This is a genomic window from Azospirillum thermophilum (assembly GCF_003130795.1).
Lineage (GTDB): Bacteria > Pseudomonadota > Alphaproteobacteria > Azospirillales > Azospirillaceae > Azospirillum > Azospirillum thermophilum.
In genome coordinates this window covers 1-26,897 of the sequence record NZ_CP029354.1, presented here as the reverse complement: position 1 = coordinate 26,897, position 26,897 = coordinate 1, and the positions used below count along the sequence as shown (strand labels likewise).

Genomic DNA, 26,897 nt, shown 5'->3' with positions numbered 1-26,897 from the left:
ACAGGGGGAGGACGGCCATGCCGCCGATCGGAGGGGACGAGATGCGTCAGCTTCGCGAGCGCCGGGGGGAGAACCAGACGCAGTTCGCCGACTGGCTGAACGCGGAGCTTGGGCGCAGCTACACCAAGGCGAAGATCAGCCGCTGGGAGAGCGGGGCGGAGCGGATTCCGCAGCAGGTGCTCGACTTCCTGGCCGGCCGGACGGAGGAGGACCGGCCGCGGCGCGCCACCTTCCTCGCCATCGCCAACCAGAAGGGCGGGGTCGGCAAGACCGCCACCGCCGTCAACCTCGCCTATGCGCTGACCGAGGGCGGAGCGCGCGTCCTGCTGATCGACTGCGACTCGCAGAGCAACGCCACCGTCCATGTCGGCGTCGGCAACGCCGCCATCGTCGGGCTGGAGCAGCAGCGCAAGACGCTCTACTACGTGCTGCGCTCGGAGGAGCCGCTGTCCTCCGTCATCATTCCGACGGGCGAGCGCGGGCTGGACCTCGTCCCGGCCGGGCTGTCGCTGGCGGATGCCGATGTCGAGCTGGCGGCGGACTCCACCGGCGGGCTGGTGCTGCGGGAGAAGCTGGACGATCTGCGCGGCAGCTACGACTTCGTCGTGATGGACTGCGCGCCGAACCTCGGCCTCGTCACCGCCAACGCGCTGTCGGCGGCGGAGCTGGTCGTCGTGCCGGTCCAGACGGAGGCGCTGTCCCTGCTGGGCGTCAAGCGGCTGGTCGACACCATCACGCGCATCCGGCGCCGGGTGAACCCCGGGCTGCGGATCGCCGGCATCATCCCGACCATGTACAACGACCGCCTGACCCAGGACCGCGCGACCCTGCAGGAGCTTCGCGAGTCCTATGCCGAGCAGGTTCCGGTCTTCCCCCCGATCCCACGGGCGACCGTCTACGGCAAGGCGGCAGCGGCGGGCATGATCACGCTGGCCGGCGATCCCGGCGCGCCGGGGGCCGAGACCTTCCGGGAGGTCGCGCGCCAGATCCGCGCCTATGCCAAGCAGAGGGACGCCAGCCATGCCGCGTAAGTTCGAGCGCAAGACGAAGGAGCTGCTGGGCGGTTCCCCCACCCCCGCCCTTTCCCCTGCCCTCACCATCGGGTCGGACAGGCTGTTCGGCACCTCCGCCGGCTTCCCCCACGTGGTGGAACTGGACCTCGACCGCGTCGCCCGCAATCCGGACCAGCCGCGCCGCCAGTTCGACGAGGCGGAGCTGAAGAGCCTCGCCTCCTCCATCGAGCGTCACGGGTTGCAGAACCCGATCCTGGTGCGCCAGCGTCCGCAGGGCGACTATCTGCTGATCGGCGGCGAGCGGCGCGTCCGCGCGCACGAGATGCTCGGCCGCAAGACGATCTTCGCGATCCTGACCTCCGGCGACCCCGACGAGATCGCGCTGATCGACAACATCCAGCGGGTCGACCTCAACGCCGTCGAATATGCCGCCGCCCTGGCCCGGCTGGCCGAGAAGCACGGCTATACGCATGAGGAGCTGGCCGCGGTGGTCGGCAAGGACCGCACCGATGTGACCAAGCTGCTGGCGATCCTGTCGCTGCCCGCCGATATCCTGGAGGAGTATGCCGGCGCCCACGCCCATGCACATGTCTCGCGTTCCGTGATGGTCGAGATCGCCGCGGCGCCGGACGAGCTGAAGGCGGAGCTGTGGGCGCGGGCCAAGGAGGGCGCCAGCGTCAAGCTCGTGCGGCAGGCCAAGCGCGATCACGCGCAAGGGCAGGGCGCCCGTCCGGCCGGCGGGCGGGACCCGGCCAGGCTGCTGCGGGCGAGCGTGACGCGCATCCTGCGCGACGTGGCGGTGGTGCGGGAGCAGCGGTCGCATCTGGCGCCGGCCGAGCGGGAGCGGCTCCGCAAGCTCCGCGCCGAGATCGACGCGATCCTGCAGGAGCCGTGACCTCCGCCGGTCGGGAGGGATGTGGGACGTCCCACATCGGCGGGGCAGGGTAGGGTGAGACCGGGAACCGATGTGGGACGTCCCACATGGCAGCCAACGTCTTGAAATCCAAACAGATGATAGTGAATTGGAAGAATAGTGCCGGGACGGCGGCGACGGCCGGCAGGGCTTCGCGCACGCTCGCCGATGATCCCGGAGCTGCAGGATAGCAGGAACGGGCAGGGGTGGCAGTGCCTTCCGATCTCCGCCCTGTCCGGCATCCGGGCGGCGGGCCGGGATACGGAGAAGAGTCCCGCACCTGTCCCGGCCCTGCTATACCGGGACCAGGACATCGCAGCAGATCGAGGAAACGGGTCGAGGGATGAAGACCGGTCGAAAATCAGGCGGGGCGGTTTCCCTTGCCACCATCGCGGAAGCCGCCAACGTCTCGATTTCCACCGTATCCCGCATCGTCAACGGCCAGACGCACCGGGCGTCGGCACAGACGGCGGAGCGGGTGCGTCAGGCGATCGAGGAACTGGGCTATCAGCCCAATCAGATCGGACGCGCCCTCAAGCAGGGAAAGACCCGTGTCGTCGCCATGCTGACGGCGAACCTCAACAATCCCGTGATGTCCACCATCGCATCGGCGACCGAAGCCGCGCTGAGGGACATCGGCTATGTCATGACCCTCTGCGACACCCATGACCGCGAGGATCTGCAGGATGAGTATCTGCAGGCCATGCGCGCCCAGGCGGTTCAGGGATACATCCTGGTCACGAACATCAGGAGCCCGGGTCTGGCCGAGATCGTGGCGCGCAAGGAGCCGGTGGTCTTCGCCTGCCGGCGCAACCCGTACAAGCCCGGCGCGTTCGTCGGCATCGACAACCTTCAGGCCGGGGCCGCCGCCGCCGATTACCTGTGGTCCCACGGATGCCGGGAGCCGGCGGTCGTCTTCCCGGCCAACGGTTCGGCGGTGACGGAGGAGCGTGTCGCCGGCTTCTGCGCCCGGATGAGCGCGCTCGGCGTCCCGGCGTCCAGGATCACCAAGGCAGCGGCTCCCGGCAATTTCCACCTGGAGGTCGGTTACGCCGCCGCCCGGACGCTGCCGGACGGCGCCCCCTGGCCCAAGGGGATGCTGTGCGTCAGCGACCAGATCGCCTACGGTGTCTACCGCTGTGCCAGGGAGAGGAACCTGCGGATTCCGGAGGATTGCCTCATCGTCAGCATCGACGGCAGCGAGTTGAACAGTTGGATCGCTCCCTGGCTGAAGTCGATCCAGGTGCCCTACCGGGATTTCGGCCTCCCGATCGTCGAACAGTTGCAGACGATCTGGAACGGCGGCGAGCCCGGCGAAGTGATCCTTCCCTTTTCGGTCGATTGAGGCTGCGCCGGGCCGGGCCCGGCCGGCAATGTCCCTTCCGCGCGGCTGAAGGGGGCGGGACATCCGGCGATGCCGGCGCCCCTCCGGCGGGCCGTGTTGTGCAGTGCACAACTGAGGAGCGTAGCCTTCGTCCGTCGGATCGTCTGGTGGGAAACCGGCTGTGATGTGCGGCTGGTTGACGCACCCTTTCCTTCCCGCTCGGTCATCCACTTGATATTGAAGAGTTTTTAGAAAGACAGACAAAAGATCTGGTCCCCCTTGCCAGGGAAAGTCCTTCTAGGCTAACGTTTGCCTAGTGGTCAGGCCAGTAGGCCGGTGGACCGCGCTGTCGACCGGGCGGAAAACAGATGGCTCAACCACTGCGGGTAATTGACGGCAGAACGGAGATACCTGCGGGGCGGCGCCATCCCCACCAGCACGAGGTGTCGCCCCGAAGAACCGGCCCTCCTCATCGCCATCAGGACACACGGAACAGACAGCAGGGTTGCGCGGGACCGCCGGTCCATCCCGTCATGGGCAAGACGCCGGGATCTCCAGCCGCCTTCATCCCCCAACGTCGGGTATCGATCAGAGGCTCATCATGAAAATCAAAGGACTCCGGTGGTGGATCATCGGCCTCATCTGCCTGGGAACCATCGTCAACTATCTGGCGCGCAACTCGCTGGGCGTGATGGCGCCGATCCTGAAGACCGACCTTAATTTCTCGACGCAGGAATATTCCTATGTCGTGGCCGCCTTCCAGCTCGCCTACACGGTGATGCAGCCGGTGTGCGGCTACATCGTCGACTTCCTCGGCCTGAAGGTCGGCTTCGCCCTGTTCGCCGCCCTGTGGTCGCTCGCCAACTGCCTGCACGGCTTCGCCACCGGGTGGATGTCGCTGGCCTTCTTCCGCGGCCTGCTGGGCCTGACCGAAGCCTCCGCCATCCCGTCGGGCATCAAGGCGGTGGGCGAGTGGTTCCCGACCAAGGAGCGCTCCGTCGCCGTCGGCTGGTTCAATGCCGGCACCTCGCTCGGCGCCATGCTGGCCCCGCCGCTCGTCATCTACGTGCAGATGCAGTACTCGTGGCAGGCGGCCTTCTACGTCACCGGTTCTCTTGGCTTCGTCTTCGCAGCGCTATGGTGGCTGTTCTACCGCTCGCCCAAGGAGCATGCGAACATCACCGAGGAGGAGCGGGCGTTCATCGTGGGCGGCCAGAATCCGCCGGTGCTGACCGCCGACGGCGCCGCCGCCAAGCCGAAGGTGATGGAGATCATCTCCACCAAGCGCTTCTGGGGCATCGCCATTCCGCGCTTTCTGGCCGAACCGGCTTGGCAGACCTTCAGCTTCTGGATCCCGCTCTATCTCGCCACCGAGCGCGGCATGGACATCAAGCAGATCGCCATGTTCGCCTGGCTGCCCTTCCTGGCGGCCGACTTCGGCGGCATCCTCGGCGGTTACCTGTCGCCCTTCTTCATGAAGCACTTCAAGTTCCAAGTGGTCGACTCCCGTCTGGCCGGCATCGTCATCGGCGCCATCTGCATGATCGGCCCGGGCTGCATCGGCCTCGCCTCGGACGCCTACACCGCGATCGCGCTGTTCTGCATCGGCGGCTTCGCCCACCAGATGATCTCGGCCCTGATCAACACCCTCAGCGCCGACGTCTTCGACAGCCACGAGGTGGCGACGGCCAACGGCCTGACCGGCATGGCCTCCTGGACCGGCGGCCTGACCTTCTCGCTGATCGTCGGCGCGCTGGCCAACACCATCGGCTACAACCCGCTGTTCGTCTGCCTGACCGTGTTCGACCTGATCGGGGCCTGCGTCGCCATCGCCCTGCTGCGCGACAGCAACCGCAAGGTGACGGCTGCCGCGGCCGCCCACTGATCCCCGTCCGCCCCTTGGCGACACCGAACCTATCGAGATCGAATCATGTCCCTGTCGACCCCCCCAGTCTTCTCCCTGAAGGAAAAGGACGGCGCCCGTCTGACGCTCCAGGCGGCGGAAGGCCACGTCGCCCACCTGTTCGTCCTGGAAGAGGACATCATCCGCGTCATGGTGCTTCCCGGCGGCACCCTGCGCTGCCCGCGCAGCTGGAGCGTCGCCCCGGGCGGCGAGGATGTCCCCGCCGAAGGCCGGGACCGCTTCGATCTCGCCGGCTTCGCCTGCCCGGCCTACCGGCTGGAGGAGACGGACGGCACGCTGGTCGTGACCACCGCGCAGTTGCGCCTCACCGTGGTCCTGGCGGGCCTGTTCTGCCGGTGGGAGACCCGCGCCGGCGGCGGCTGGAAGCCCGCCGCCGCCGATCGGGCAACCCAGAACTACAATTTCGGATGGTGGGACGACAAGGTCTACCACTATCTGAAGCGTGATGCCGACGAGATGTACTTCGGCCTCGGCGAACGCGCCGGCGAGGCGAACCGGCTCGGCAAGTCCTACCGGATGACCAACCTCGACGCCATGGGCTACAGCGCCCGCACGTCCGACCCGCTGTACAAGCACATTCCCTTCTACATCACCTGGAAGAAGACCGACCGGGTTCCGCTCGGCATCTTCTACGACACGCTCGCCGACTGCAGCTTCGACATGGGGCGCGAGCTGGACAACTACCACGGACACTACCGCTACTTCGTGGCGGACAGCGGCGACCTCGACTACTACGTCATCGGCGGCGGGCGGCCGGCCGACATCACCCGGCGCTTCACCTGGCTGACCGGCCGGCCGGCCTTCATGCCGAAATGGAGCCTGGGCTATTCCGGCTCGACCATGACCTACACCGACGCGCCCAACGCCCAGGAGCGCATGAACGAGTTCCTGGCGAAATGCGCGGAGCACGACATTCCCTGCTCCTCCTTCCACCTGTCGTCCGGCTACACCTCCATCGCCGACAAGCGCTACGTCTTCCACTGGAACCGCGACAAGTTCCCCGATCCGGCGGCCTTCGCAAAGCACTACCTCGACCATGGCGTACGGCTGTGCGCCAACATCAAGCCCTGCCTGCTGCGCGACCACCCGCGCTTCGCCGAGGCCGAGCGGGAGGGGCTGTTCGTCAAGGATGCCGACGGCAAGCCCGCCATGGTGCAGTTCTGGGACGAGGCCGGCGCCTATCTCGACTTCACCAATCCCAGGACGCTCGACTGGTGGAAGGCGCGCGTCACGGAGGCCCTGCTCGAGGTCGGGATCGCGGCCACCTGGAACGACAACAACGAGTTCGAGATCTGGAGCGACGCGGCGGTCGCCGCCGGCTTCGGCACGCCCTATCGGGCCAAGGACGCCAAGCCGCTGCACACCCTGCTGATGATCCGCGCCTCGCAGCAGGCGCAGCGCGACTTCGCCCCGGACAAGCGCCCCTTCCTCATCTCGCGGGCGGGTGCCGCGGGCATGCAGCGCTATGTGCAGACCTGGTCGGGCGACAACTACACCAGTTGGGAGACGCTGAAATACAATGTGCGCATGGGGACCGGCCTGGCGCTCTCCGGCATCTCCAACACCGGCCACGACATCGGCGGCTTTGCCGGCCCGGCGCCCGATGCCGAGCTGTTCCTGCGCTGGGTCCAGTTCGGCATCTTCCTGCCGCGCTTCTCCATCCATTCCTGGAACGATGACAAGACCGTCAACGAACCCTGGATGTACCCGGAGATCACCCCGGCCATCAGCGCCCTGATCAAGCTGCGCAGCCGGCTGGTCCCCTATCTCTACGACCTGCTCTGGACGTATCACCGCGACTTCGAGCCGATGATCCGTCCGACCTTCTACGAGTTCCCGGACGATCCGCGCTGCTTCGAGGAAAACGACGAGATGCTGCTGGGGCCGGCCCTGCTGGTGGCGCCGGTGGTCGAGCCCGGACGGCGGGACCGGCCGGTCTATTTGCCGGCCGGCGCGGACTGGTACGATGCCTGGACCGGCGAACGCTTCGCCGGCGGACAGGAGGTCACGCTGCCCGCCCCGTGGGACCGCCCGCCGTTGCTGGCCCGCGCCGGCTCGGCCATCCCGCTCAACCTCGCCGGGGCGCATTTCAACCACGCCGCCGACGAGCGGGGCTTCGCCATCTTCCCGCATCACGGCACCGGCGCGTTCCAGGCCGGCTGCTACGAGGATGACGGCGAGAGCGAAGGCTACCGCGACGGCCGGCATGGCAGATGGACCCTGGCGGTCGATGCCGAAGCGGACGGGCTGGCCATCCGCATCGGCAGGGAAGGGGCCTGTCCGCCGGTGGCTGCGGCGGTGACGCTTCTGCTGCCGCCGCAGGAGAGGCGCGCGCTCACCCTGGCGGGGGGCACGGTGACGTCGGACCGGCTCGTCGACGGCTGGCGGACCGTCACCGTGGCGCTCTGACGTCGGACGGCGGGGCGGCCTGGCCGGGAGACCTCCTCCCGCCGGGCCGCGCCCGCCTTTCCTCTTCTCTCCCCGCTCCCGTTGTCCAAGAGCGTATGGGACACTGGCGCCCGAACCATGTTCCAAGGGGAGGAGAGGAGACGTCATGCCGCCAGACTCCCGGACCCCCCGGTTGCCATCGCCCTTCGTCCGTCCCGACGGCTCCTGTCTCGGACGCCGTCCGGAGGAGCCGGACGAGGAGCCCGTTCCCGCCGCGCCGTCCGGACCCGAGGATGCGCCCGTCGATCCGGCCGGCCCGGTGAATCCGGGGTAGTTCATCCGTGGTCGGGGGCCATCCGCCGGCCGCGGGAGAACCGGAGGCATGAGAATGGCTTGCACGCCCTTGCGCTCTTGACGACCCACCAGTGTGCTTTGGTATTCCGGAACCCGATTCGATGGGATCCGCACCCCGTGGCCTTGCCTTGGCAGGCGGTCGCTCCCATCGGTGAGGGAGATGCGAATGACGGAAGCCAGGGTGGCGGGCGGTCGCGCAGCCGTCGGGCCTGACGGGCTGGACCTGCATCGTGCCTTCGATTCCCGGCCCACCGCCTTTACCGAGGCGGTGGAGTCCCTGACCGTGCTGCTGGCCGATCCGCCTTCCGGACCCTACGGCTTCGACCAGTTGAGCGGAGCGATCCGCGAGCTGTCGGCCCGCATGATCCGCTGCCTTCCCCTCACCACGGTGCGCGATGCGCAGCTCGCGCAGTCCATCAGCCTCGCGCAGATCGTCGACGAGTCCGTCGCCCTCGCGCTGGGGCAGGCTGCCGTTGCCTTCCTCGGCGCCCTGCAGGCGGCGGCGGAGCGGGCCGGGCTGACCCGCCCCGCCTGCCCGGCGGCTCAGGAGGATGCATCTCCCTCCCTCCGCCGGCCGGCGCCGAGATAGTCCGCCAGGGCCTCGATGGCCGTGCGGTCCGGCGCCCGGTCGTCCAGCACATAGCCCATCCGCTCGGCCGCGGGATGCCGCGCCGGGCCATCGCCGGCCAGCCCGCAAAGGGCGCGGGCCTCCGCCTCCGCGAGTTCCGGCCGGGCGGAAAGCATCCCCTCCAGCAGGGCGGCGAAGAGGGCTCCGGTCCAGCCGTCCTCCCGGCCGTCCGGTGGGGTGAAGCACACCTGAAACTCGGTACCGATGCCTGTCCTGCTCATGCCGCACCACGTCCTGTCGCGGGTCTGAAGGCGCGGGGTCGGACGGGCAGGGCCGTGCAAGGCCATCCCCGCGAGCGCGCATCCGGACCCGGCCCACCGGGGGCCGTTGAACGGACGCTGCCCGGACCGCAAGGTCCGTTCGACGGCAGGACGCGAAGGGGAGACTGGGCACCGCTTCGGGAACCGGCCGTGGCAACGTCGATGGACGCGTCACCACAACGGGTTTCCCGCACCCCCGGCACACCCCGACCGAAGGCAAAGTGACGCCGTCAGAGGCAGGTCTCCTGGCTCGCGGGTCGTCATCGCTGCCGCCTTCCCGACCGGGTCCGGGGACCTTCGGTCAGTGGCCCTGGTTGGCACCGACTCGCCGCTCACAGTTGCGGGGACAGCCACGGCTTGCACGGGAGAGGCTCCCGTCCTTCCGTCGTTCCCTTTTAATCCCCCGGCTTTCGCCGTGGAGAACCGCTGACGATGGAACCAGTGATAGGGGCGGCACCCCGGCCTGTCAATGAAGAGTAGAACGGACGCTCAGGCAGGCGAGGCCGGGCAGGCGGGGCAGGGCGGCCGGTCAGCGGCCCGCCGAGAGGCGGCGGCGGGCGATGGCGCGGTGCAGCTTCATGCGGTCGGCGACCGTGCGCAGCCGTCCCCGAACCCCCGGAGCGAACAGGTTGTCGAGGTCGCGGCCGAACAGCTCCCAGCTCCGCACCGGGCCGGTGTCGAGATGCAGGAAGAAGGAGCGCGGATACCAGCCGACGCCGCCGCGCTTCATCTCCAGCGCCTTGCGGTGCGCGTCGGGCAGGCGCGACGGGAAGGTGACGTCCAGCGCCTTGCCCAGCAGGTGCTGGCTGTGCTCCGCCACGCCCAGCCCCTTGCTCGCCAGCTTGGCGTTGGTCTCCGGAGTGCGGAAGGCCGACAGCACGGTCGCCTTGCTCTGGGCCACCGCCTCCATGACGTCGGCCAGCAGGTCGAGCGTCCCGACGTCGACCGGACCGACCTTGTTGGCCCGGTGGTCGCGCAGGAACCGGCCGAGGTCCGCCATGGCGTCGGGCAGCGGGCCGGAGGCGTCGCGGTAGGGTCCGTCGAAGGTCTCGCCGGTGTGCGCGTTGCGCAGGGAGAGCCGTCGGGCTGTCACCGGCTGCGCCAGGGCGACGGCCGGCATCAGGACCAGCACGCCGCACCCGGCCAGAAGTTCGCGTCGCCTCAGGGGGATCATCGCCATAGCGCCGTCAGTTTGTTCCGCTCCCATGGTCCGCTCCCATGGTCCGATGTCAACCGGCTTGGCCGTGAAGACGTCACGGGGCTGCCCTGCTTGCGTGCGGCCGCCGTTGGAAATTCCCAAAGGGCCGGCCGGGACGCCGCGGGCGTCGCCGCTCCACTTGCGCATGGTCAAGTCGCATTCCTTCCGTATCAAAGTAATGGACGGGCCTGATTGGAATTTATCGAATTACCGCCAAAGAAGCTCCAATTACCCAAGGTCAAGTAAGGCCGCATGGACCGATGATCCGCGCATGTTGACCATCGTCAAGGTTTCAAGGGGGGTGGCCGACTTAAGACAAGGCATCTTCATGAAAGACTGCCCTGGAGTATGACTATGCGGTGGACCCGTCCGGCCTTGTGGGCCGCATCCGTTGCCATTCCGGCGCTGTTCGCGCTGGCGCCGGTTTCCGCCTCCGCCCAGGCGGGGGACCCGGCGCTCGCGAAGGAGGCCAAGGACGCCAGCGCCAAGATCTACTTCGAGCGCTGCGCCGGCTGCCACGGCGTGCTGCGCAAGGGGGCCACCGGCAAGAACCTGGAGCCGGAGGCGACGAAGAAGCTCGGGCAGGCGCGGCTGGAGAAGATCCTCGCCTTCGGCACCGAGGGCGGCATGCCGAACTTCGAGGACATCCTGTCCAAGGACGAGATCAAGAACCTCGCCACCTACATCCAGATGACGCCCGACGCCCCGCCGGAATGGGGCATGAAGGACATGAAGAACTCCTGGAAGCTCGTGATTCCGCCGGAAAAGCGCCCGACCAGGAAGATGAACACCGTCAACCTCGACAACGTGTTCTCGGTGACGCTGCGCGATTCGGGCGAGGTGGCGCTGATCGACGGCGACAGCAAGACGATCTGGAACATCGTCAAGACCGGCTATGCCGTCCACATCTCCCGCCTGTCGGCCTCCGGGCGCTACGTCTACGTGATCGGCCGCGACGGCAAGCTCGACATGATCGACCTGTGGATGGAGAAGCCGGAGGTCGTCGCGACGATCAAGACCGGCCTCGACGCCCGGTCCGTCGATACCTCCAAGTTCAAGGGGTTCGAGGACAAGTACGCCATCGCCGGCTCCTACTGGCCGCCGCAGTACGTGATCATGGACGGGCTGACGCTGGAGCCGCTGAAGATCGTCTCGACCCGCGGCAACACCATCGACGGCGAATACCATCCGGAGCCGCGCGTCGCCTCCATCGTCTCCTCCCCGATCAAGCCGGAATGGGTGGTGAACGTGAAGGAGACGGGCATGATCAAGCTCGTCGACTACACCGACATCAACAACCTCAAGGAAACCACCATCGAGTCCGCCAAGTTCCTGCATGACGGCGGCTGGGACGCGTCCAAGCGCTACTTCCTGGTGGCGGCCAACGCGTCGGACAAGGTGGCGGTGGTGGACACCAGGGACGGCAAGCTGGCCGCCCTGGTGACGACCAAGCCGAAGCCGCATCCGGGCCGCGGCGCCAACTTCGTCCATCCGAAGTTCGGGCCGGTCTGGGCGACCTCGCACCTCGGCTCCGACGTCATCACGCTGATCGGCACCGATCCGGACAAGCATCCGGAAAGCGCCTGGAAGGTGGTGGCGGAGCTGAAGAACCACGGCGCCGGCTCGCTGTTCGTCAAGACCCATCCCAAGTCGAAGAACCTGTGGGCCGACGCCCCGCTGAACCCGGACCAGGAGGTTCTGGAATCGGTGACGGTGTTCGACATCGGCAACCTCGACAAGGGGCCGGAGGTCATCAACATCGCCAAGATGGCCGGCCTGCCCGAGACCAAGGCGCTGAAGCGCGTCGTGCACGGCGAGTACAACGCCGCCGGCGACGAAATCTGGTTCTCCATCTGGGCCGGCAAGACCGATCCCTCGGCCATCGTCGTGGTCGACGACAAGACCCGCAAGATGAAGGCGGTGATCAAGGATCCGAAGCTGATCACCCCCACCGGCAAGTTCAACGTGCTGAACACCCAGCACGACATCTACTGACCCGTCCGGTCCGCCGGCGGCGTGGGGCGGGTGGTCCGGCAACCCGCCCGCCCCATTCAATTCCATTGCTTAGGAAGGGTGACGACATGGCGATGAAAGCGCTCTGGTCACGCCTCGGGCGCGTGCGGATTCTCGGCGCGACGCTGATCGGCGCGGCCGTGATCTTCGTGTCGGGCATCGTGTTCTGGGGCGGCTTCAACACCGCCATGGAAGCCACGAACCAGATGGAGTTCTGCGTCTCGTGCCACGAGATGCGCGACAACGTCTACGCCGAGTACAAGAAGACCATCCATTACGAGAACCGCACCGGCGTCCGCGCCACCTGCCCGGACTGCCATGTGCCCAAGGACTGGATCCACAAGGTCCAGCGCAAGATCCAGGCCTCCAACGAGGTGCTGCACTGGCTGCTCGGCAGCGTCGACACGCCGGAGAAGTTCGACGCCAAGCGGCTGGAGCTGGCCAAGCACGAGTGGGCGCGCTTCAAGGCCAACAACTCGCTGGAATGCCGCAACTGCCATTCCTTCGACGGCATGAGCGCCGATAAGCAGAAGCCGCGCGCCAGGAAGCAGCATGAGATGGCCAAGGCCGACGGCATGACCTGCATCGACTGCCACAAGGGCATCGCCCACAAGCCGGTGCATCATCTGCTGGAGGAGGAGGAGAACGCGCCGAAGGTCTCCAGCGCCGCTCCCGCCGCCCCCACTCCCGCTGCCCCGAAACCTGCCGAGGCGAAGGCTCCCGACGTCAAGACGGCGGCGATCCTGCCTGCGGCCGTCGTTGCCCAGGCTGCGGCCCCGGCCGCGCAGCCGACCCCTGCGCCGGCCCCCGCTCCCGCAGCCGCCCCCGCCCCCACCCCCGCACCCGCGGTCCCGGCGCAGGCCGCCGCTGCCCCGGCGGGGGATCTTCCGGCCGTCGACTGGTCGGCCGTCCCGGAGCGCGTGGTGACGCTGTTCTATCCCGGCCAGACCTCCTACGAGTGGATCCAGACCGGCACCGACCATGGCGGGGCGCGCGCCTACAAGAAGGGCGAGGAGTGCATCGGCTGCCACGAGGGCGAGCAGGCCGACATGGGCAAGAAGATGGTCACCGGCCAGAAGGCGGAGACCACGCCCATCCCCGGCAAGCCGGCCTTCATCCCGCTGACCGTGCAGGCGGCCCATGACGGCACCAACCTGATCATGCGCTTCCGCTGGCCGGCCGGCCCGCATACCCCCGCCCCCTTCGTCGAGGGCGGCATGATGGACCCGCAGAACCCGGTGAAGCTCGCCCTGATCCTCGACCAGGGACTGGTGGAGGATGCCGGCCGCAGCGGCTGCTGGAGCACCTGCCACCATGATGCCCGCAGCATGCCCGACACCCCGGCGGGGCAGGAGGTGACCAAGTACCTGCCGCAGACCCGCAGCGCCATCTCGCTCAAGGAGAGCCCGCGCGGCGGCTGGGACAAGCGCAAGCCGGCCGACGAACTGGCGGAGCTGCTGAAGCAGGGCGTCTTCCTCGACCTGATCCGCTGGAAGTCCGGCAGCAACGCGGTGGAGGACGGCTACGTCTCGGCCGAGCGCGTGATGGAGGGCGGCCAGGGCGCCACCGGCATCGGCACGCTGGCCGACGGGACCTGGACCCTGACGCTGGTGCGCAAGCTGGTGTCGGACAAGCCGGGCGACATCTCGATCGAACCGGGCAAGCTCTACACCATCGGCTTCGCCATCCACGACGACCACACCAACGCCCGCTTCCACCATGTCTCGGTCAACTACAAGCTGGCCCTCGACAATGCGGAGGCGCAGATCAACGCGGTGAAGAAATAGCCCTTCGCGACCCCTCGCGATGTCCCCTGGCGGGGCGGTGCCATCCGGTGCCGCCCCGCCGCCTTTTTCCGCCGCCCGTTCCGCCCGCCGCCGCCGGACCCGCACTTGACGGTCGTCAAGGCTTTGAAATGCCCGGCTTCCCATCCTGCTGCGGAGCCCTGTAGGCAGCCTGGAGGCCCCGATGATCCGCCGCCGTTCCGTCGCCGCCCTCGCGGCCCTGCTGCCGGGCGTGCTGCCCGCCCTCGCGCTGGCGCAGGCGCCGCAGCCGGAGCGTCTGTTCGCCGAGCATTGCGCCGCCTGCCATGGCGGCGACCGGCTGGGCGCCATCGGCCCGGCCCTGCTGCCGGAGAATCTCGGCCGGCTGAAGCCGGCGGAGGCCGAGCGGATCATCCGCCACGGCCGCCCGGCGACCCAGATGCCGGGCTTCCCGGCCGAAACCCTGTCCGACGAGGCGGTGAAGGCGCTGGCCGCCTATGTCTTCACGCCGCTGCCCGCCGTGCCGCCCTGGGGCATGGCGGAGATCGCCGCCAGCCGCGTCGTCCATCGCGATCCGGCGACGCTGCCCGACAAGCCGCAGCATCAGGCTGATCCGCTGAACCTCTTCACGGTGGTGGAGGCCGGCGACCATCACGTCAGCATCCTCGACGGCGACCGCTTCACCGTGCTCGACCGGTTCCAGAGCCGCTTCGCCCTGCATGGCGGCGCGAAATACTCGCCGGACGGCCGCTTCGTCTATTTCGCTTCGCGCGACGGCTGGATCTCCAAATACGACCTGCATTCCCTGGGGCTGGTGGCCGAGGTGCGGGCCGGCGTCAACACGCGCAACGTCGCCGTCTCGACCGACGGGCGCTACCTGATGGTCGGCAACACGCTGCCCCACACGCTGGTGGCGCTGGACGCCCGCGACCTGTCGCCGGTGAAGGTGATCCCCGTCACCGACGGCAAGGGGGCGAGTTCGCGCGTCTCCGCCGTCTACGCCATGCCGCCGCGCAACGCCTTCGTCGCCGCGCTGAAGGACTTCAAGGAGGTGTGGGAGATGCCGTGGGACGACCGCCCGGTCTATGCCGGCCTCGTCCATTCCCGCGAACCCGGCCGGGAGGAGGGGGTGGCGCTGCCCGGCCCCTTCCCCGTGCGCAAGCTGAAGGTCGACGAGTATGTCGACGACTTCTTCTTCGACCAGCCCTACGACCAGTTGATGGCGACCTCGCGCGACGGGAAGAAGGGGATCGTCGTCCACATGGACGTCGGCCGCCAGATCGCCGAGCTGGACCTGCCGGGCATGCCGCATCTCGGTTCCGGCATCACCTTCACGCATGACGGCCGGCCGGTGATGGCGACGCCGCACTTCAAGGACCCGGTGATCAGCGTGATCGACACGGTGGACTGGAAGACGGTGAAGCGCATTCCCATGCCCGGTCCCGGCTTCTTCCTGCGCGGCCACGAGAACACGCCCTATGCCTGGGCCGACGCCTACATGGGCAGGGACCGCGACCTCATCCCGATCATCGACACCCGCAGCCTGGAGATCGTCCGCACCCTGCGCCCGGCGCCGGGCAAGCTGACGGCGCATGTCGAGTTCACCCGCGACGGCCGCTACGCCTTGGTCTCGGTGATGGAGGAGGACGGCGCGATCATCGTCTACGACGCGGCGACCTTCGAGGAGGTCAGGCGGCTGCCGATGCGCAAGCCGATCGGCAAGTACAACGTCTGGAACAAGATCAACTATTCCAGCGGGACCAGCCACTGATCCCCAATCCCGACGGTGCCGGCGCGTCGGGACCCGGCTCCTGCATGCCGGCAAAGAAACACCCCCGCCGGCCCGAGGTCCGGCAGGGGCTTTGGAAGGGTCGCCCGGAAAAAGGTCGTGCGCCGGCGCGGCCTCAGCCGCACATGCCGCCGCAGCAGGATCCGCTGCGCCGGGCCACCAGCCGCTCGTAGGGCAGGCTGACGACGCCCGGCGGCGGCAGGACGCCCTGCATCAGATCCAGCACCTCCTCGATCGCCGTGCCCGGCGGGCAGTCCACCACCTCGCACACCTGCGCCCCGGCGCCGGCCGGGCCGAGCTCGTCGAAGCGGTCGGCGGCCACGACCCGGCCGTTTCGCTCGATGCGCACGCGATGGGACGCCGCGGCCTCGCCCGCTTCGGGCTTGCCGATGCGCACGCGCCAGACCTCGGGGCCGCGCTCCAGATACTCCCAGGTGAAGGTCGGGCCGAGCAGGGACTGGAGCTGCAGGTGGAGCGGCCGGGGGTCATGGTTGTTGACCAGCGAGAAGCCGGTGCCCGGCGCCAGCTCCTGCACCGCCTGGAAGATCATCGGGTGGCGCTGGTAGGGCGGGATGGACTGGACGTCGATGACCGGTTCGGGACGCTGGGGCCGGCCGGCGGGAAGGGTGGTGTGCATGACGATCCACTGAGCAGTGAGTGGCGAGCAGTGAGTGGCGAGCCGTGACGGGGGACCGGAACGGTCGGCCGTAGCTCTATCGCGGCATGCGTTCCGCTTCTTTGTTCCCGCACAAACTCCCGCACCGTCCGAACCATTGGCCGAACCACTGCCCCGGCCGTCCGCCGGTCAGGCGCCGGTCAGCCCGGCGACGAACACGTCCCAGCGGTCGTTGCTGTCGCCGTTGACCAGCGTCGGCACGTTGCTGTGGAAGCCGACATGCAGGCCGTCCGCCGAGAAGAACAGGCCGTCGCTGCTGGGGTCCTCGGCGATGCGGGTCACCGTTCCGCTCAGCAGGTCCTTCACGAAGATGTCGGACACTCCGTTGGTGTCCCCCGCCACCAGATTGCTGGCGTGGCTGTGGAAGGCCACCTTGGTTCCATCGGCCGACAGCACCGGATTGGCGGAGTCGCCGTTGGCCTGGGTACCGTCGGCCGCCGTGCTGACGCGGACCAGCGCGCCGGTGATCAGGTCCTTCACGAAGATGTCCGCCACCCCGTTGCTGTCGCCGGCCACCAGGTTGGTGGCGTGGCTGACGAAGGCGACCTTGCGGCCGTCGCCCGACAGCCAGCCGTCATAGGAATAGCCGTTGGCCTGGCTGCCGTCGCTGGCCGTGCTGGCGCGGGTGACGGCGCCGCTCGCCATGTCCTTGACGAAGACGTCCCAGGTGCCGTTGCCGTCGCCGGCCACGAGGTTGGAGGCGGTGGAGAAGAAGGCCACCTTGCCGCCGTCCGCCGAGAGGATCGGCTTGTAGCAGGCGGCATCGGCCTCGACGCCCGCCGCACTGGTGCTGGCGCGGGTCAGCGTGCCGGAGGTGAGATCCTTGACGAAGATGTCGGCGACGCCGTTGCCGTCGCCGGTCACCAGGTTGGTGGCCTCGCTCATGAAGGCGACGTGGTTGCCCTGGCCGGAGAGCGACAGGTAGGTCGAATCGCCGTTGCCGCGCACGCCGGTGGTCGAGGTGCTGACCAGGGTGAGGGCGCCGGTGGCGAGGGTCTTGACGAAGACGTCGGCGACGCCGTTGCCGTCACCGGCCACCAGGTTGGTGGCATAGCTGTAGAAGGCGACCCTGGAGCCGTCGTTGGACAGCGAGGGGAAGTAGGAGAAGCCGTTGGCCTGGGTGCCGTCTCCGGCGGTGCTGGCGCGGACGATGGTTCCGGTCGCCATGTCCTTGACGAAGATGTCGGCGGCGGAGTTGGTGTCGTCGGCGACGAGGTTGTAGGCGTAGCCCTGGAAGGCGACCCTGGAGCCGTCGCCGGACAGCGACGGGACGTAGCAGTCGGCATTGGCCTGCGTGCCGTCGGTGGCCGTGCTGGCCCGTGTGATGGTGACCGCGCCGGCGGGCCGGACAGTCAGCGCGACGGTGACCGGCTGGCTTGCCGCAACGCCGTCACGTGCGGTGTAGGTGAAGCTGTCGGCCCCGGAGAAGCCGGCCGCGGGCGTGTAGACGAAGGAGCCGTCGGCCGCCAGCGACAGCGTTCCGTGCGCCGGTCCCTGTGCCAGGACGGCGGTCAGCGCGTCGCCGTCCACGTCCCGGTCGTTGGCCAGAACGCCGGCCGCGGCGGCGACCACCAGCGGCTTGCCGGCGGCGGTCTGATAGGAGTCCGCCACGCCGGCCGGGGCGTCGTTGACCGCGGTGATCGCCAGCGAGACGGTCCGGCTGACGATGCCGCCCTTGCCGTCGCTGACCGTGTAGCGGAAGCCGCCGGCCGCCCCGTTGGCATCGGCGGCGGGGCGGAACAGCAGCCCTTCGAGCTGGGCCGCGGTGAGGATCCGGCCGACGACGACTTCGGTCGTGCCATCGGCCAGATAGACGGCGCCCCGGCCTGCGGTCGGGACGGCGGCGACGGTGATGGTCAGCGGATCGCCGTCGGCGTCGGTCGGCCGGGTGATCGCCAGTGGCGTTGCTCCGGAATCCTCCGCCACCGTCAGCGTCTTGTCCGGCTGGGCGGCGGGAGCCCTGTTGCCGCCCGGCGGCGGCTGGGTCGCTCCGGAAATGTCCGCCACGAACACGTCCCAGCGGTCGTTGCTGTCGCCGCTGACCAGCGTCGGCACGTTGCTGTGGAAGCCGGCATGGCTGCCGTCGGCGGAGAGCGACAGCCCGTCGCCGCTCGGATCCTCGGCGATGCGGGTGATGGAGCCGGTGATCAGGTCCTTCACGAAGATGTCGGACGCGCCGTTGCCGTCCCCTGCCACCAGATTGCTGGCATTGCTGTGGAAGATCACCTTGGTTCCATCGGCCGACAGCACCGGATTGGCGGAGTCGCCGTTGGCCTGGGTACCGTCGGCCGCCGTGCTGACGCGGACCAGCGCGCCGGTGATCAGGTCCTTCACGAAGATGTCCGCCACCCCGTTGCTGTCGCCGGCCACCAGGTTGGTGGCGTGGCTGACGAAGGCGACCTTGCGGCCGTCGCCCGACAGCCAGCCGTCATAGGAATAGCCGTTGGCCTGGCTGCCGTCGCTGGCCGTGCTGGCGCGGGTGACGGCGCCGCTCGCCATGTCCTTGACGAAGACGTCCCAGGTGCCGTTGCCGTCGCCGGCCACGAGGTTGGAGGCGGTGGAGAAGAAGGCCACCTTGCCGCCGTCCGCCGAGAGGATCGGCTTGTAGCAGGCGGCATCGGCCTCGACGCCCGCCGCACTGGTGCTGGCGCGGGTCAGCGTGCCGGAGGTGAGATCCTTGACGAAGATGTCGGCGACGCCGTTGCCGTCGCCGGTCACCAGGTTGGTGGCCTCGCTCATGAAGGCGACGTGGTTGCCCTGGCCGGAGAGCGACAGGTAGGTCGAATCGCCGTTGCCGCGCACGCCGGTGGTCGAGGTGCTGACCAGGGTGAGGGCGCCGGTGGCGAGGGTCTTGACGAAGACGTCGGCGACGCCGTTGCCGTCACCGGCCACCAGGTTGGTGGCATAGCTGTAGAAGGCGACCCTGGAGCCGTCGTTGGACAGCGAGGGGAAGTAGGAGAAGCCGTTGGCCTGGGTGCCGTCTCCGGCGGTGCTGGCGCGGACGATGGTTCCGGTCGCCATGTCCTTGACGAAGATGTCGGCGGCGGAGTTGGTGTCGTCGGCGACGAGGTTGTAGGCGTAGCCCTGGAAGGCGACCCTGGAGCCGTCGCCGGACAGCGACGGGACGTAGCAGTCGGCATTGGCCTGCGTGCCGCCGGTGGCCGTGCTGGCACGGACGATCTTCGGTTCAAAAAAGCTCATGGGTCGTCTTCCTCGTCACGTCCGCCGGCTGGTCCGATGGAGGGGGCGGGCGCACGGCAACCCGCCCTCCGCTGCACGGGCCGGAGAGAATCCCAAGTCAAATCCTGTGTGTTCGGCTATGGCAGGATTCGTTTTTCTCGGATCCTGATGAATAAACTGCGATCTTCCAATAAATACTGTTCAGGCCATTTTAAGACTGCAATTTGTTTCTTTTCGTCTGAGGGATTAGCCTTCCTCTTCGTGCCCTACCTCCGCTTTGGAGGGGTGGCCGGACGGCCGATCCGCGGTGTTTGGCAAATCGATCCGCGCTGCGGCTGTACATCGGAAAATCCTGCCGAATCCGGCGGAAAACCGGGGCTGTTTTGGATACCCTTTCCACACTCAGTTTGCTAAACAAACACATGAACAGGGAGGCTCCATCGTGAATGCGGTCGGGGTCGCCGGAACGGCAAAACGCCGAAGGAACAAGAAACAGGAGGAACCGCCGTCATGACCCGATCCGCACCAGAGTGAGACGCCGGCCGGAAGCCGTTGCTGCTGCGTCCGTTGTTCTTGCGTCCCTTTTGCGGGACCGGACTCCCTGGTTCCGCAATACCTCCCCCAACCGGTCCCGCGGCCGGTTGGGTTTTTTCTTTTGCGCCGGGTCCGGCGCCGGGCGGGCGTCTTGCCTGCGGGCATGACGCGTCGCACAGTCTCTTCGAGGAGCCTTCCTGAAGATTGGGCCTGAAAGGATGGATCACCTGTGACGATCAAGCTCGACCGGCATGAAAAGGGCATTCTCGACGCCCTGCAGGACAACGCCCGCCTGACCATGCAGGAACTGGGCGACAGCGTCGGCCTGTCGGCTTCCCCCTGCTGGCGCCGCGTCCGCTCGCTGGAGGAGATCGGCGTCATCCGCCGCTACACGGTTCATCTCGACCCGCGCAAGCTTGGCCTCAGCGAGTGCGTCTTCGCCCATGTGACGCTGGAGCGCCATCGCGAGAATGTGGTGGACCAGTTCGAGGCGGCCATCCGCACCATGCCGGAGGTGCTGGAGTGCTTTGCCGTCACCGGCGATGCCGACTATCTGCTGCGCATCGTGGTGCCCAGCACCGAGCATTACGGCCGTTTCCTCAGTGAGAAGATCTTCTCCATACCCGGCGTCGCCCACGTACGCTCCAACGTGTCGCTGAAGGAGGTGAAGTTCGAGACGCGGCTGCCGCTGGATCATCTGGAGTGAAGCTCCCGGCGGCCCGGCCGCACCGCCGTCCCGGACCTGCGGCCCCGGAATCGGCCGAAATCCGGCCGAGGAGGCTCCCCCGCATCCCTGTCGCATTGGTCAAAAGCAAGCGCGAGCTCTGCCTAAAGATCATGCATCCGAAAGATGTGTTGGTGCGCCCGGCCCATCCATCCAGCATGAACTTCGCATCCTAAGGATGCAGAAGAGGGCGCACGCCCACACAATTCTGGAGGAATGCCATGACCGGGCAGTGGAGCATGCTGGCCAAGCCGATCCTGGGGACCAGCGGCAACGACAGCTTATCCGGCACCGATGCGGACGATACCCTGATCGGGATGGACGGCTTGGACACGCTGTTCGGCGGAGCCGGCCGGGACACGCTTCTCGGTGGTGACGGTCGGGACATACTGATCGGCGGAACCGGCGCGGATCTGATGGTCGGCGGAGAAGGGAACGACCGCTATTACGTCGACGATCCGGGCGACCGGGTCGTCGAGATCGGGCCTCCCGTTTCGTTCGACCGGCCGCCTTCCGGCGACCTTTATTGGGTCGGGGACTCGGTGACGACCACCTTGTCCTACCGGCTGGGGACCGGCATCGAGGCTCTTGTCCTGGACGGGAGCGCCGACCTCGGTGGCTGGGGCAATGCCTCCGACAACTACCTGGAGGGCAACAGCGGCGCCAACCAACTGTCCGGTGAGGCCGGTCGGGATCGCATCCGGGGCAGGGGAGGCGATGATGTGATCTTTGGCGGCGACGGCGACGACGGCTGGACCCATCAGTATGAGGATGTTTTCGGCGACACGAAGTACTATGGCCTGGAGGGCGGCGCCGGCAGCGACACCATCTACGGCGGCCTGGGCGACGATGGCCTGAGCGGCGGCAGCGGCAATGACATACTGTTCGGCGAGGACGGCAACGACGATCTCATCGGCGGTCTCGGAGACGACCTGCTGATCGGCGGTGACGGCGACGACCGCATGTATCTCAGCGCGTACGACTTCACCAGCGAGCCCGAGGATGGGCCGAGCCTTGGCTGGGATGGTGGTGGAGCCGGCAACGATACGCTGATCGGCGGCGCCGGGCGCGACAACTACAGCTTCGGCAGTACCTGGAACGGTGACGACCTGATCCTGGACTTCACACGGGGCGAGGACGTGATCGACGTCCGGCCCGGCTATCATCTCTGGGAGTGGTTCGACAGCAACGGGGACGGTGTCCTCAACGGTGCCGACGAGCGCTTCAGCGTGGCCGACGGCTCCTTGACCATGACCTGGTATGCCGACACCACCGGCCGGGTGCCCTCGCTCACCCTGCTGGGCGTGACCGAACTCACCCCGGTCGACTTCCTCACCTCGGGCTGACCGCGCCCGGAAGCAGACGTCCGGCGATGATCGGCGTCCCGGGCCGGGCTGGTTCGCCGGCGGCGGCAGGCCGGCCCGGCAGTCAGCGGACCAGCCCCACCGGCGCGCCGGTCTCGGGATGGGGGATCACGGTCATCGGCAGGCCGTAGATGGCGCCCAGCCGGCCCGGCGTCATGATCTCGGCCGGGGTGCCGCGGTCGATCAGCCGCCCGCCGTGCAGGGCGACGATGTCGTCGCAGAAGCGGGCGGCCATGTTGACGTCGTGCAGCACCGCGACCACCCCGATGCCGCGCTCCCGCGACAGGCGGCGGACCAGGGCCAGCACCTCCACCTGATGGGCGACGTCGAGCGCGGAGATCGGCTCGTCGAGCAGCAGGCAACCGGCATCCTGCGCGATCAGCATGGCCAGCCACACCCGCTGCCGCTCGCCGCCCGACAGGCTGTCCACCAGACGGCCGGCGAACCGCGCGGTGTCGGTCAGGGCCAGCGCCTCCTCCACCTTGCGGGCGTCCTCCGCCCGGAAGGCGCCGAGCGCGCCGTGCCAGGGATAGCGGCCGAGCGCCACCAGTTCCCGCACCAGCAGCCCGGAGGCCGCGGGCATCTGCTGCGGCAGATAGCCGATCCGGCGGGCGAGCGCCCGCTGCTTCCAGCGCTCCAGCGGCTGCCCCTCGAACAGCACCCGCCCGCCGCTGGGAGGCTGCTGGCGCGCCAGGATCTTCAGCAGGGTGGATTTGCCCGACCCGTTATGGCCGATCAGCGCGGTCACCCGGCGCGGGAAGAGGTCGCAGGACGGCAGGTCGAGCAGGAGGCGCCCCGGCAGGGCGAAGCTCACCCCTTCGAGCCTGAACATCGGCTTATCCAACGAGGTCATGCGGAGGTCCTGCTGTCTGATGAGGCGGCCGGCGGGGTGCGCCGCCAGTAGGCGACGGTCAGCATGCGGTCGCGGTGGATGCCGCGCCCGCGCAGATGGTCGCGCAGGCGGGCGAGCGCGTCGAACTCGCAGGCCACCCAGGCGAACAGATCGGCCGGGTCGGACGGCAGTGTCAGGGACCGCACCGCCTCCACCAGCGGACCCTCCCCTCCGACGTCACGGCGGTGCAGCCAGCGGACGGCGACGCCGGCGGGGGCCCGAAGCGGCAACTCGTCGTCCGCGTCCCGCACTTCGATCAGGGCGGTGCCGCGGGCGTCGGCCGGCAGGTCTTCCAGGATGCGGGCGATGGCGGGAAGGGCCGTCTCGTCGCCGGCCAGCAGGTACCAGCCCGCCGGTCGGATGCCCAGCCCGCAGGGGCCGGACATGCCGCAGAGGTCGCCGGGCCGGGCCCGCCGGGCGAAGGCCGCACCGGCTCCCCCATCGGCATGAAGGACGAAATCGATGTCCAGTTCGCCCGCCTCGGCGTCGATGCGCCGCAGGGTGTAGTAGCGGACCGCCGGCCGGCGCTCCGGCTCGGGCCGGAGCGGCCGGCCGTCGGGGCCGGGGCGCGGCCAGGACGGCGCCGCCAGCCCGTCCGGCGGCAGGTAGAGGCGGACATGCAGGTCGTCCGGCGTGGCGAAGCGGCCGAGGTCGCCGCCTCGGAAGGTGATGCGGCGCAGCCGCGGCGTCAGGTCCCGGACGGCGGCGACCCGGATCTCGCGGAAGTCGGCGAAGAGCGGCCCGCTCTCCACGTCGCCGGTCCAGACGATGGCAACATCCTCCCCCAGCAGGCCGGCGAGCTGTTCGCTGACCGAGGCGCGCAGCCGCTCCAGAAGCCCGCGGTCGTCCGCCTCCGCCCGCAGATGCAGGGCATCGGTGCCGACGCTCAGCGCAAGCCGGCCGAACTCGCCGCTCGCCGCCAGCGCGTCGCCCTCGCGGATGAAGGAAAGGCCATAGGGCTCCGCGGCGGCGACCAGCCGGTCGGCGGCAGCGGCGGGATGGTCGTGAGGGATTGCGGTATCGCAGGAGAAGCGGGGCATCAGCGCCGTCCCAGCAGCCAGAGAAGAAAGGGTCCGCCGATCACCGAGGCGAGCAGCCCGGCCGGCACCTGATAGGGAAAGATCACGCTGCGGCCGAGCCAGTCGGCCAGCAGCATGACCAGTCCGCCGAGCATGGCGGAGCCGGCGAGATGGGCCGCCGCCCGCTGCAGGCCGAGCATGCGGGCGAGATGCGGTCCCATCAGCCCGACGAAGCTCAGCGGCCCGACGATCAGCGTCGCCGCCGCGGTCAGCAGCGCCGAAAGGCTGTACAGCGTGATCCGGCTGAGCGGCGGGCTGACCCCCAGCGCCGCGGCCACCCCGCCGCCGAGCGGCAGCAGGTCGAGCCAGCGGGCGACGAAGGGGATGGCGGCGACGGCGAGCAGCGCCAGCAGAAGCGCCGCCAGCCCGTCGGTCCACCCCACCATGTAGGTCGATCCGGACAGCCAGGTGACGAGCGTCTGCAGGCGCGGGTCCTGCCCGGCCATCAGGACGGCGACGACGACCCCGGAAATCGAACTGGTGGCGATGCCGGCCAGCAGCAGCCGGTCGGGCGGGAAGCCGTCCTTGCGGCCGAGCGCCAGCATGGCCGCCAGCACCGCGACCGCCCCCGCCCCGCCGGCCGCGGTCTGTGCGGCGCGGTCGGGAGCGTCGGCCGAGAACATCAGCACGATCACGCCGAGGATCGCGCCGGAGGAGACGCCGAGGATTTCCGGCGCCGCCAGCGGGTTGCCGGTCATCCGCTGCAGCATGGCCCCCGCCACCGCCAGCATCGCCCCGCCCGCCAGCGCCGCCAGCGCCCGCGGCAGGCGCCAGTCGAGCGCCGCGAGCCCGCCGCCGACGCTCCAGTCCCAGCCGTCCGGTCCGGGGCCGCCGGCGACCGCCGCCCACAGGGCCAGCGGCAGCAGAAGGGCGGCGCCGGCAAGCGCCAGGCCCGGCCGGGAGGCCCGTGGCGGCAGGGCGGCGGCGGCCATGACCGGCGGTGCGGAGCTGCGCAGCCGCGGCAGCAGCCACAGCAGCATCGGCACGCCCAGCACCGCGGTGACGGCACCGGTCGGCAGCTCGCGGTAGGTGATCGGCGCCATCAGCACCAGGGCGTCGGTCGCCCACAGCAGGGCGGCCCCGCACAGGGGCGCCCACAGCATCCGCTGTCCAAGCCGGCGGGCGCCGGCCATGCCGACGATGGTCGGGGCGGCCAGCCCGACGAAGCTGACCACGCCGACCGCGGCGACGGTGAGGGCGGTCAGCATCACCGCGATCACCAGCCCGGCCAGCCGGGCGCCCACCACCGACAGGCCCAGGCCGCGCGCCCCGTCCTCCCCCAGGCCGAGCAGGACCAGCGGCCGCAGCACCAGCATGGCGGCGACCGCCAGGACCGCCAGCCGGGGCGCCAGGAAGGCGACCACTCCCCAATCCTGCTGGTCGAGGAAGCCGGCGCCCCACAGGAACAGGCCGATCAGCAGATCGTGGTTGAACAGCACCATCACGCCGCTGACCGACCCGGCATAGAGGCTGAGGACGAGGCCCGCCAGCACGACGGTCACCGGCGACAGCCCCTTGCGCCAGGACAGCGCCAGCAGCGCCGCCGCCGACAGCCCGGCGCCGGCCAGCGCCACCCATTCCCGCCCCGCCGCCAGCGCATCCGGCAGCCACAGGGTGGCGACGGCGAGCGACAGGTGCGCGCCCGCCGAGATGCCGAGGGTGGCGGGCTCGGCCAGCGGGTTGCGCAGAACCTGCTGCAGGATGGTGCCGGCCAGCCCCAGCGCCGCCCCCACCAGCAGGGCGACCGCGAAGCGCGGGAACAGGACGTAATGGGCGGCGAGCTGGTCGAGCCGCGCCCGATCGGGATCGACCAGCGCCCGCCACCACAGATCCGGCGGCAATTGCCGGTCGAGCACCAGAAGGGAGGCCAGCCCGGCCAGCAGGAACAGGCCGGCCACCGGCCAGGCGGGGCCGAACCGGCGGGGCGGGGGCGGGATCGCGGTGTCAGCCATCGCGCTGCACAAGCCTTTCGCCGAGCAGGCGGACGAAGCGCTCCGCCGCCGGGACGCCGCCGTAGAACAGGATGGGCGGCAGGATGGTGACCCGGCCCTCGCGCAGGAAGGGCAGCCCGGCGAACAGCGGCAGGGCGGCCAGCGCCTCCAGCGCCCGCTTGCCCTCGCTGCCGATGTTGACCAGCCCGGCGTCGGGGCGGCCGGTCAGCCGGTCCATGGTCACCGTGGCATGGCCATAGGGGCCGCTGGGACCCGTCCAGGCATTCTCGATCCCCAGCCGGTCGAGAAGGTCCTGGTAGAGGCTGTTGCGCCCATGGATGAGGACGCGGCGCCCGTCGAGGACGCTCAGAACATAGAGCGGGCGGCGCTCCCGGCCGGACAGGCGGTCGCGCGCCTCCTCCAGCAGGCGGTCGAGGCGCGCGACGCGCGGTCCGCCGCCTCCGGCATGCCGAGGCCGCCCGCCAGCCCGCGCAGCGACGCGACGGCGAAGGCGAGCTGGCCGCCTCGCCCTTCCCCTTCGGCGGACCGGGTGTCGAAGGACTGGTAGAGGGTCAGCGGGCGATCCGTTCCAGCCGGCCCCGCACCGCGGACAGCATGCCGTCGGTCACGAAACCTGCCGGCGCCAGCCGGTCGAGCAGTTCCAGGTTCGGTTCCGCCCTGGCGCCGATGTCCGCAACGCCGTCCGGCACCGCCGGCTCGACCACGGAGCGGCGGTAGCGGTCGATCTCCGGCAGGCCGCGCGGGACGATGCCCAACGACAGCAGGGCCTGCGCGCTCGTCCAGTCGAGCGCACAGACCCCGCCTGCGTCCTTGGCCCGCACAGGCTGCGTGCCGCCGGCCAGGAGACCGAGCGGCAGCGCAGAGGCCATGCGGAGGAACCGGCGCCGGTGGAAGGCGCCGGCCATGTCGGGCGCCGGCCGCAACGGTCC

The 26,897-nt window shown here is 69.3% G+C and carries 21 protein-coding genes and 1 riboswitch; of the genes, 12 read left to right on the top strand and 9 right to left on the bottom strand.

What is annotated here, in order from left to right; genetic code table 11:
* Window positions 1-17 precede the first annotated feature (17 nt).
* The 6 genes from DEW08_RS18430 to DEW08_RS18405 all read left to right on the top strand — a co-directional run bounded on the left by DEW08_RS18430 (window position 18) and on the right by DEW08_RS18405 (window position 8,505).
* Window positions 18-1,031 (top strand): AAA family ATPase, encoded by a 1,014-nt coding sequence (locus DEW08_RS18430; protein ID WP_109330029.1) that lies wholly within the window; start codon window positions 18-20, stop codon window positions 1,029-1,031.
* Window positions 1,021-1,908: a ParB/RepB/Spo0J family partition protein gene (locus tag DEW08_RS18425; protein ID WP_109330028.1), complete on the top strand. Its 888-nt coding sequence runs from the start codon at window positions 1,021-1,023 to the stop codon at window positions 1,906-1,908. Before DEW08_RS18430 ends, DEW08_RS18425 begins: the two co-directional genes overlap by 11 nt.
* A 361-nt stretch (window positions 1,909-2,269) precedes the next feature.
* A complete protein-coding gene (locus DEW08_RS18420) occupies window positions 2,270-3,271 on the top strand; it encodes a LacI family DNA-binding transcriptional regulator (protein WP_109330027.1) in 1,002 nt (333 codons plus the stop codon).
* A 580-nt stretch (window positions 3,272-3,851) separates the two neighbouring features.
* Window positions 3,852-5,135: an MFS transporter gene (locus DEW08_RS18415; RefSeq protein WP_109330025.1), complete on the top strand. Its 1,284-nt coding sequence runs from the start codon at window positions 3,852-3,854 to the stop codon at window positions 5,133-5,135.
* A 45-nt stretch (window positions 5,136-5,180) separates the two neighbouring features.
* The gene (locus DEW08_RS18410; protein ID WP_109330023.1) at window positions 5,181-7,583 is read left to right on the top strand and encodes a glycoside hydrolase family 31 protein; all 2,403 of its coding nucleotides are present in this window, start codon (window positions 5,181-5,183) and stop codon (window positions 7,581-7,583) included.
* Window positions 7,584-8,082: 499 nt separating this feature from the next.
* The gene (locus DEW08_RS18405; protein ID WP_109330020.1) at window positions 8,083-8,505 is read left to right on the top strand and encodes a hypothetical protein; all 423 of its coding nucleotides are present in this window, start codon (window positions 8,083-8,085) and stop codon (window positions 8,503-8,505) included.
* Here DEW08_RS18405 and DEW08_RS18400 read toward each other — a convergent pair.
* Together DEW08_RS18400 and DEW08_RS18395 are read right to left on the bottom strand one after the other, a co-directional pair.
* Complete coding sequence (locus DEW08_RS18400; protein ID WP_109330018.1) at window positions 8,460-8,765, bottom strand: hypothetical protein; 306 nt, start codon at window positions 8,763-8,765, stop codon at window positions 8,460-8,462. The genes DEW08_RS18405 and DEW08_RS18400 overlap by 46 nt on opposite strands.
* Window positions 8,766-9,022: 257 nt before the next feature.
* A riboswitch (cobalamin riboswitch) is annotated at window positions 9,023-9,247 on the bottom strand.
* A gap of 86 nt (window positions 9,248-9,333) precedes the next feature.
* The gene (locus DEW08_RS18395; protein WP_109330016.1) at window positions 9,334-9,984 is read right to left on the bottom strand and encodes a peptidoglycan L,D-endopeptidase MepK; all 651 of its coding nucleotides are present in this window, start codon (window positions 9,982-9,984) and stop codon (window positions 9,334-9,336) included.
* A 372-nt stretch (window positions 9,985-10,356) separates the two neighbouring features.
* On the opposite strand from DEW08_RS18395, the gene DEW08_RS18390 reads away from it, so the two are divergent.
* From DEW08_RS18390 to DEW08_RS18380, 3 genes are all read left to right on the top strand, one after another.
* Complete coding sequence (locus DEW08_RS18390; RefSeq protein ID WP_109330014.1) at window positions 10,357-11,997, top strand: cytochrome D1 domain-containing protein; 1,641 nt, start codon at window positions 10,357-10,359, stop codon at window positions 11,995-11,997.
* An 86-nt stretch (window positions 11,998-12,083) separates the two neighbouring features.
* Window positions 12,084-13,802, top strand: coding sequence for a NapC/NirT family cytochrome c (locus tag DEW08_RS18385; protein WP_109330012.1), 1,719 nt, complete (start codon window positions 12,084-12,086; stop codon window positions 13,800-13,802).
* 181 nt (window positions 13,803-13,983) lie between these two features.
* On the top strand, window positions 13,984-15,549 hold the full coding sequence (locus DEW08_RS18380) for a nitrite reductase (protein WP_109330010.1): 1,566 nt from the start codon (window positions 13,984-13,986) through the stop codon (window positions 15,547-15,549).
* Between the two features lie 133 nt (window positions 15,550-15,682).
* Here the strand turns inward: DEW08_RS18380 and DEW08_RS18375 are convergent, their stop codons facing one another.
* Together DEW08_RS18375 and DEW08_RS18370 are read right to left on the bottom strand one after the other, a co-directional pair.
* Window positions 15,683-16,204, bottom strand: a complete 522-nt coding sequence (locus DEW08_RS18375; RefSeq protein ID WP_109330008.1) for a DUF2249 domain-containing protein — start codon at window positions 16,202-16,204, stop codon at window positions 15,683-15,685.
* 168 nt (window positions 16,205-16,372) lie between these two features.
* Window positions 16,373-19,444: an Ig-like domain-containing protein gene (locus tag DEW08_RS18370; protein ID WP_109330006.1), complete on the bottom strand. Its 3,072-nt coding sequence runs from the start codon at window positions 19,442-19,444 to the stop codon at window positions 16,373-16,375.
* Between the two features lie 742 nt (window positions 19,445-20,186).
* Here DEW08_RS18370 and DEW08_RS18365 point away from each other — a divergent pair.
* Window positions 20,187-20,663: an Lrp/AsnC family transcriptional regulator gene (locus tag DEW08_RS18365; RefSeq protein ID WP_109330003.1), complete on the top strand. Its 477-nt coding sequence runs from the start codon at window positions 20,187-20,189 to the stop codon at window positions 20,661-20,663.
* A 239-nt stretch (window positions 20,664-20,902) separates the two neighbouring features.
* Window positions 20,903-22,027, top strand: coding sequence for a calcium-binding protein (locus DEW08_RS33265; protein ID WP_109330001.1), 1,125 nt, complete (start codon window positions 20,903-20,905; stop codon window positions 22,025-22,027).
* Window positions 22,028-22,109: 82 nt separating this feature from the next.
* Here DEW08_RS33265 and DEW08_RS18355 read toward each other — a convergent pair whose 3' ends face one another.
* The 4 genes from DEW08_RS18355 to DEW08_RS18340 are packed head-to-tail and all read right to left on the bottom strand — an operon-like array spanning window position 22,110 to window position 26,350.
* The gene (locus DEW08_RS18355; RefSeq protein WP_109329999.1) at window positions 22,110-22,898 is read right to left on the bottom strand and encodes an ATP-binding cassette domain-containing protein; all 789 of its coding nucleotides are present in this window, start codon (window positions 22,896-22,898) and stop codon (window positions 22,110-22,112) included.
* Window positions 22,895-23,977 (bottom strand): siderophore-interacting protein, encoded by a 1,083-nt coding sequence (locus tag DEW08_RS18350; RefSeq protein WP_109329997.1) that lies wholly within the window; start codon window positions 23,975-23,977, stop codon window positions 22,895-22,897. Before DEW08_RS18350 ends, DEW08_RS18355 begins: the two co-directional genes overlap by 4 nt.
* The gene (fhuB, locus tag DEW08_RS18345) at window positions 23,977-25,968 is read right to left on the bottom strand and encodes a Fe(3+)-hydroxamate ABC transporter permease FhuB (RefSeq protein WP_109329996.1); all 1,992 of its coding nucleotides are present in this window, start codon (window positions 25,966-25,968) and stop codon (window positions 23,977-23,979) included. The genes DEW08_RS18350 and fhuB overlap by 1 nt, the downstream gene beginning before the upstream one ends.
* The gene (locus DEW08_RS18340) at window positions 25,961-26,350 is read right to left on the bottom strand and encodes a TroA family protein (RefSeq protein WP_245986803.1); all 390 of its coding nucleotides are present in this window, start codon (window positions 26,348-26,350) and stop codon (window positions 25,961-25,963) included. Before DEW08_RS18340 ends, fhuB begins: the two co-directional genes overlap by 8 nt.
* On the opposite strand from DEW08_RS18340, the gene DEW08_RS18335 reads away from it, so the two are divergent.
* Complete coding sequence (locus tag DEW08_RS18335; RefSeq protein ID WP_109329991.1) at window positions 26,282-26,515, top strand: hypothetical protein; 234 nt, start codon at window positions 26,282-26,284, stop codon at window positions 26,513-26,515. The genes DEW08_RS18340 and DEW08_RS18335 overlap by 69 nt on opposite strands.
* A gap of 4 nt (window positions 26,516-26,519) precedes the next feature.
* Here DEW08_RS18335 and DEW08_RS18330 read toward each other — a convergent pair whose 3' ends face one another.
* On the bottom strand, window positions 26,520-26,837 hold the full coding sequence (locus DEW08_RS18330; RefSeq protein WP_146214723.1) for a TroA family protein: 318 nt from the start codon (window positions 26,835-26,837) through the stop codon (window positions 26,520-26,522).
* Window positions 26,838-26,897 lie beyond the last annotated feature (60 nt).

What these genes read in the sequence shown, in the direction of transcription:
- DEW08_RS18350 (WP_109329997.1), bottom strand. Translation starts at nt 23,977, where the DNA reads ATGCCCCGCTTCTCCTGCGATACCGCAATCCCTCACGACCATCCCGCC.
- fhuB (WP_109329996.1), bottom strand. Translation starts at nt 25,968, where the DNA reads ATGGCTGACACCGCGATCCCGCCCCCGCCCCGCCGGTTCGGCCCCGCC.
- DEW08_RS18370 (WP_109330006.1), bottom strand. Translation starts at nt 19,444, where the DNA reads ATGAGCTTTTTTGAACCGAAGATCGTCCGTGCCAGCACGGCCACCGGC.
- DEW08_RS18400 (WP_109330018.1), bottom strand. Translation starts at nt 8,765, where the DNA reads ATGAGCAGGACAGGCATCGGTACCGAGTTTCAGGTGTGCTTCACCCCA.
- DEW08_RS18410 (WP_109330023.1), top strand. Translation starts at nt 5,181, where the DNA reads ATGTCCCTGTCGACCCCCCCAGTCTTCTCCCTGAAGGAAAAGGACGGC.
- DEW08_RS18380 (WP_109330010.1), top strand. Translation starts at nt 13,984, where the DNA reads ATGATCCGCCGCCGTTCCGTCGCCGCCCTCGCGGCCCTGCTGCCGGGC.
- DEW08_RS18425 (WP_109330028.1), top strand. Translation starts at nt 1,021, where the DNA reads ATGCCGCGTAAGTTCGAGCGCAAGACGAAGGAGCTGCTGGGCGGTTCC.
- DEW08_RS18420 (WP_109330027.1), top strand. Translation starts at nt 2,270, where the DNA reads ATGAAGACCGGTCGAAAATCAGGCGGGGCGGTTTCCCTTGCCACCATC.
- DEW08_RS33265 (WP_109330001.1), top strand. Translation starts at nt 20,903, where the DNA reads ATGACCGGGCAGTGGAGCATGCTGGCCAAGCCGATCCTGGGGACCAGC.
- DEW08_RS18415 (WP_109330025.1), top strand. Translation starts at nt 3,852, where the DNA reads ATGAAAATCAAAGGACTCCGGTGGTGGATCATCGGCCTCATCTGCCTG.
- DEW08_RS18375 (WP_109330008.1), bottom strand. Translation starts at nt 16,204, where the DNA reads ATGCACACCACCCTTCCCGCCGGCCGGCCCCAGCGTCCCGAACCGGTC.
- DEW08_RS18395 (WP_109330016.1), bottom strand. Translation starts at nt 9,984, where the DNA reads ATGGCGATGATCCCCCTGAGGCGACGCGAACTTCTGGCCGGGTGCGGC.
- DEW08_RS18355 (WP_109329999.1), bottom strand. Translation starts at nt 22,898, where the DNA reads ATGACCTCGTTGGATAAGCCGATGTTCAGGCTCGAAGGGGTGAGCTTC.
- DEW08_RS18390 (WP_109330014.1), top strand. Translation starts at nt 10,357, where the DNA reads ATGCGGTGGACCCGTCCGGCCTTGTGGGCCGCATCCGTTGCCATTCCG.
- DEW08_RS18330 (WP_146214723.1), bottom strand. Translation starts at nt 26,837, where the DNA reads ATGGCCTCTGCGCTGCCGCTCGGTCTCCTGGCCGGCGGCACGCAGCCT.
- DEW08_RS18385 (WP_109330012.1), top strand. Translation starts at nt 12,084, where the DNA reads ATGGCGATGAAAGCGCTCTGGTCACGCCTCGGGCGCGTGCGGATTCTC.
- DEW08_RS18405 (WP_109330020.1), top strand. Translation starts at nt 8,083, where the DNA reads ATGACGGAAGCCAGGGTGGCGGGCGGTCGCGCAGCCGTCGGGCCTGAC.
- DEW08_RS18430 (WP_109330029.1), top strand. Translation starts at nt 18, where the DNA reads ATGCCGCCGATCGGAGGGGACGAGATGCGTCAGCTTCGCGAGCGCCGG.
- DEW08_RS18335 (WP_109329991.1), top strand. Translation starts at nt 26,282, where the DNA reads ATGGATGAGGACGCGGCGCCCGTCGAGGACGCTCAGAACATAGAGCGG.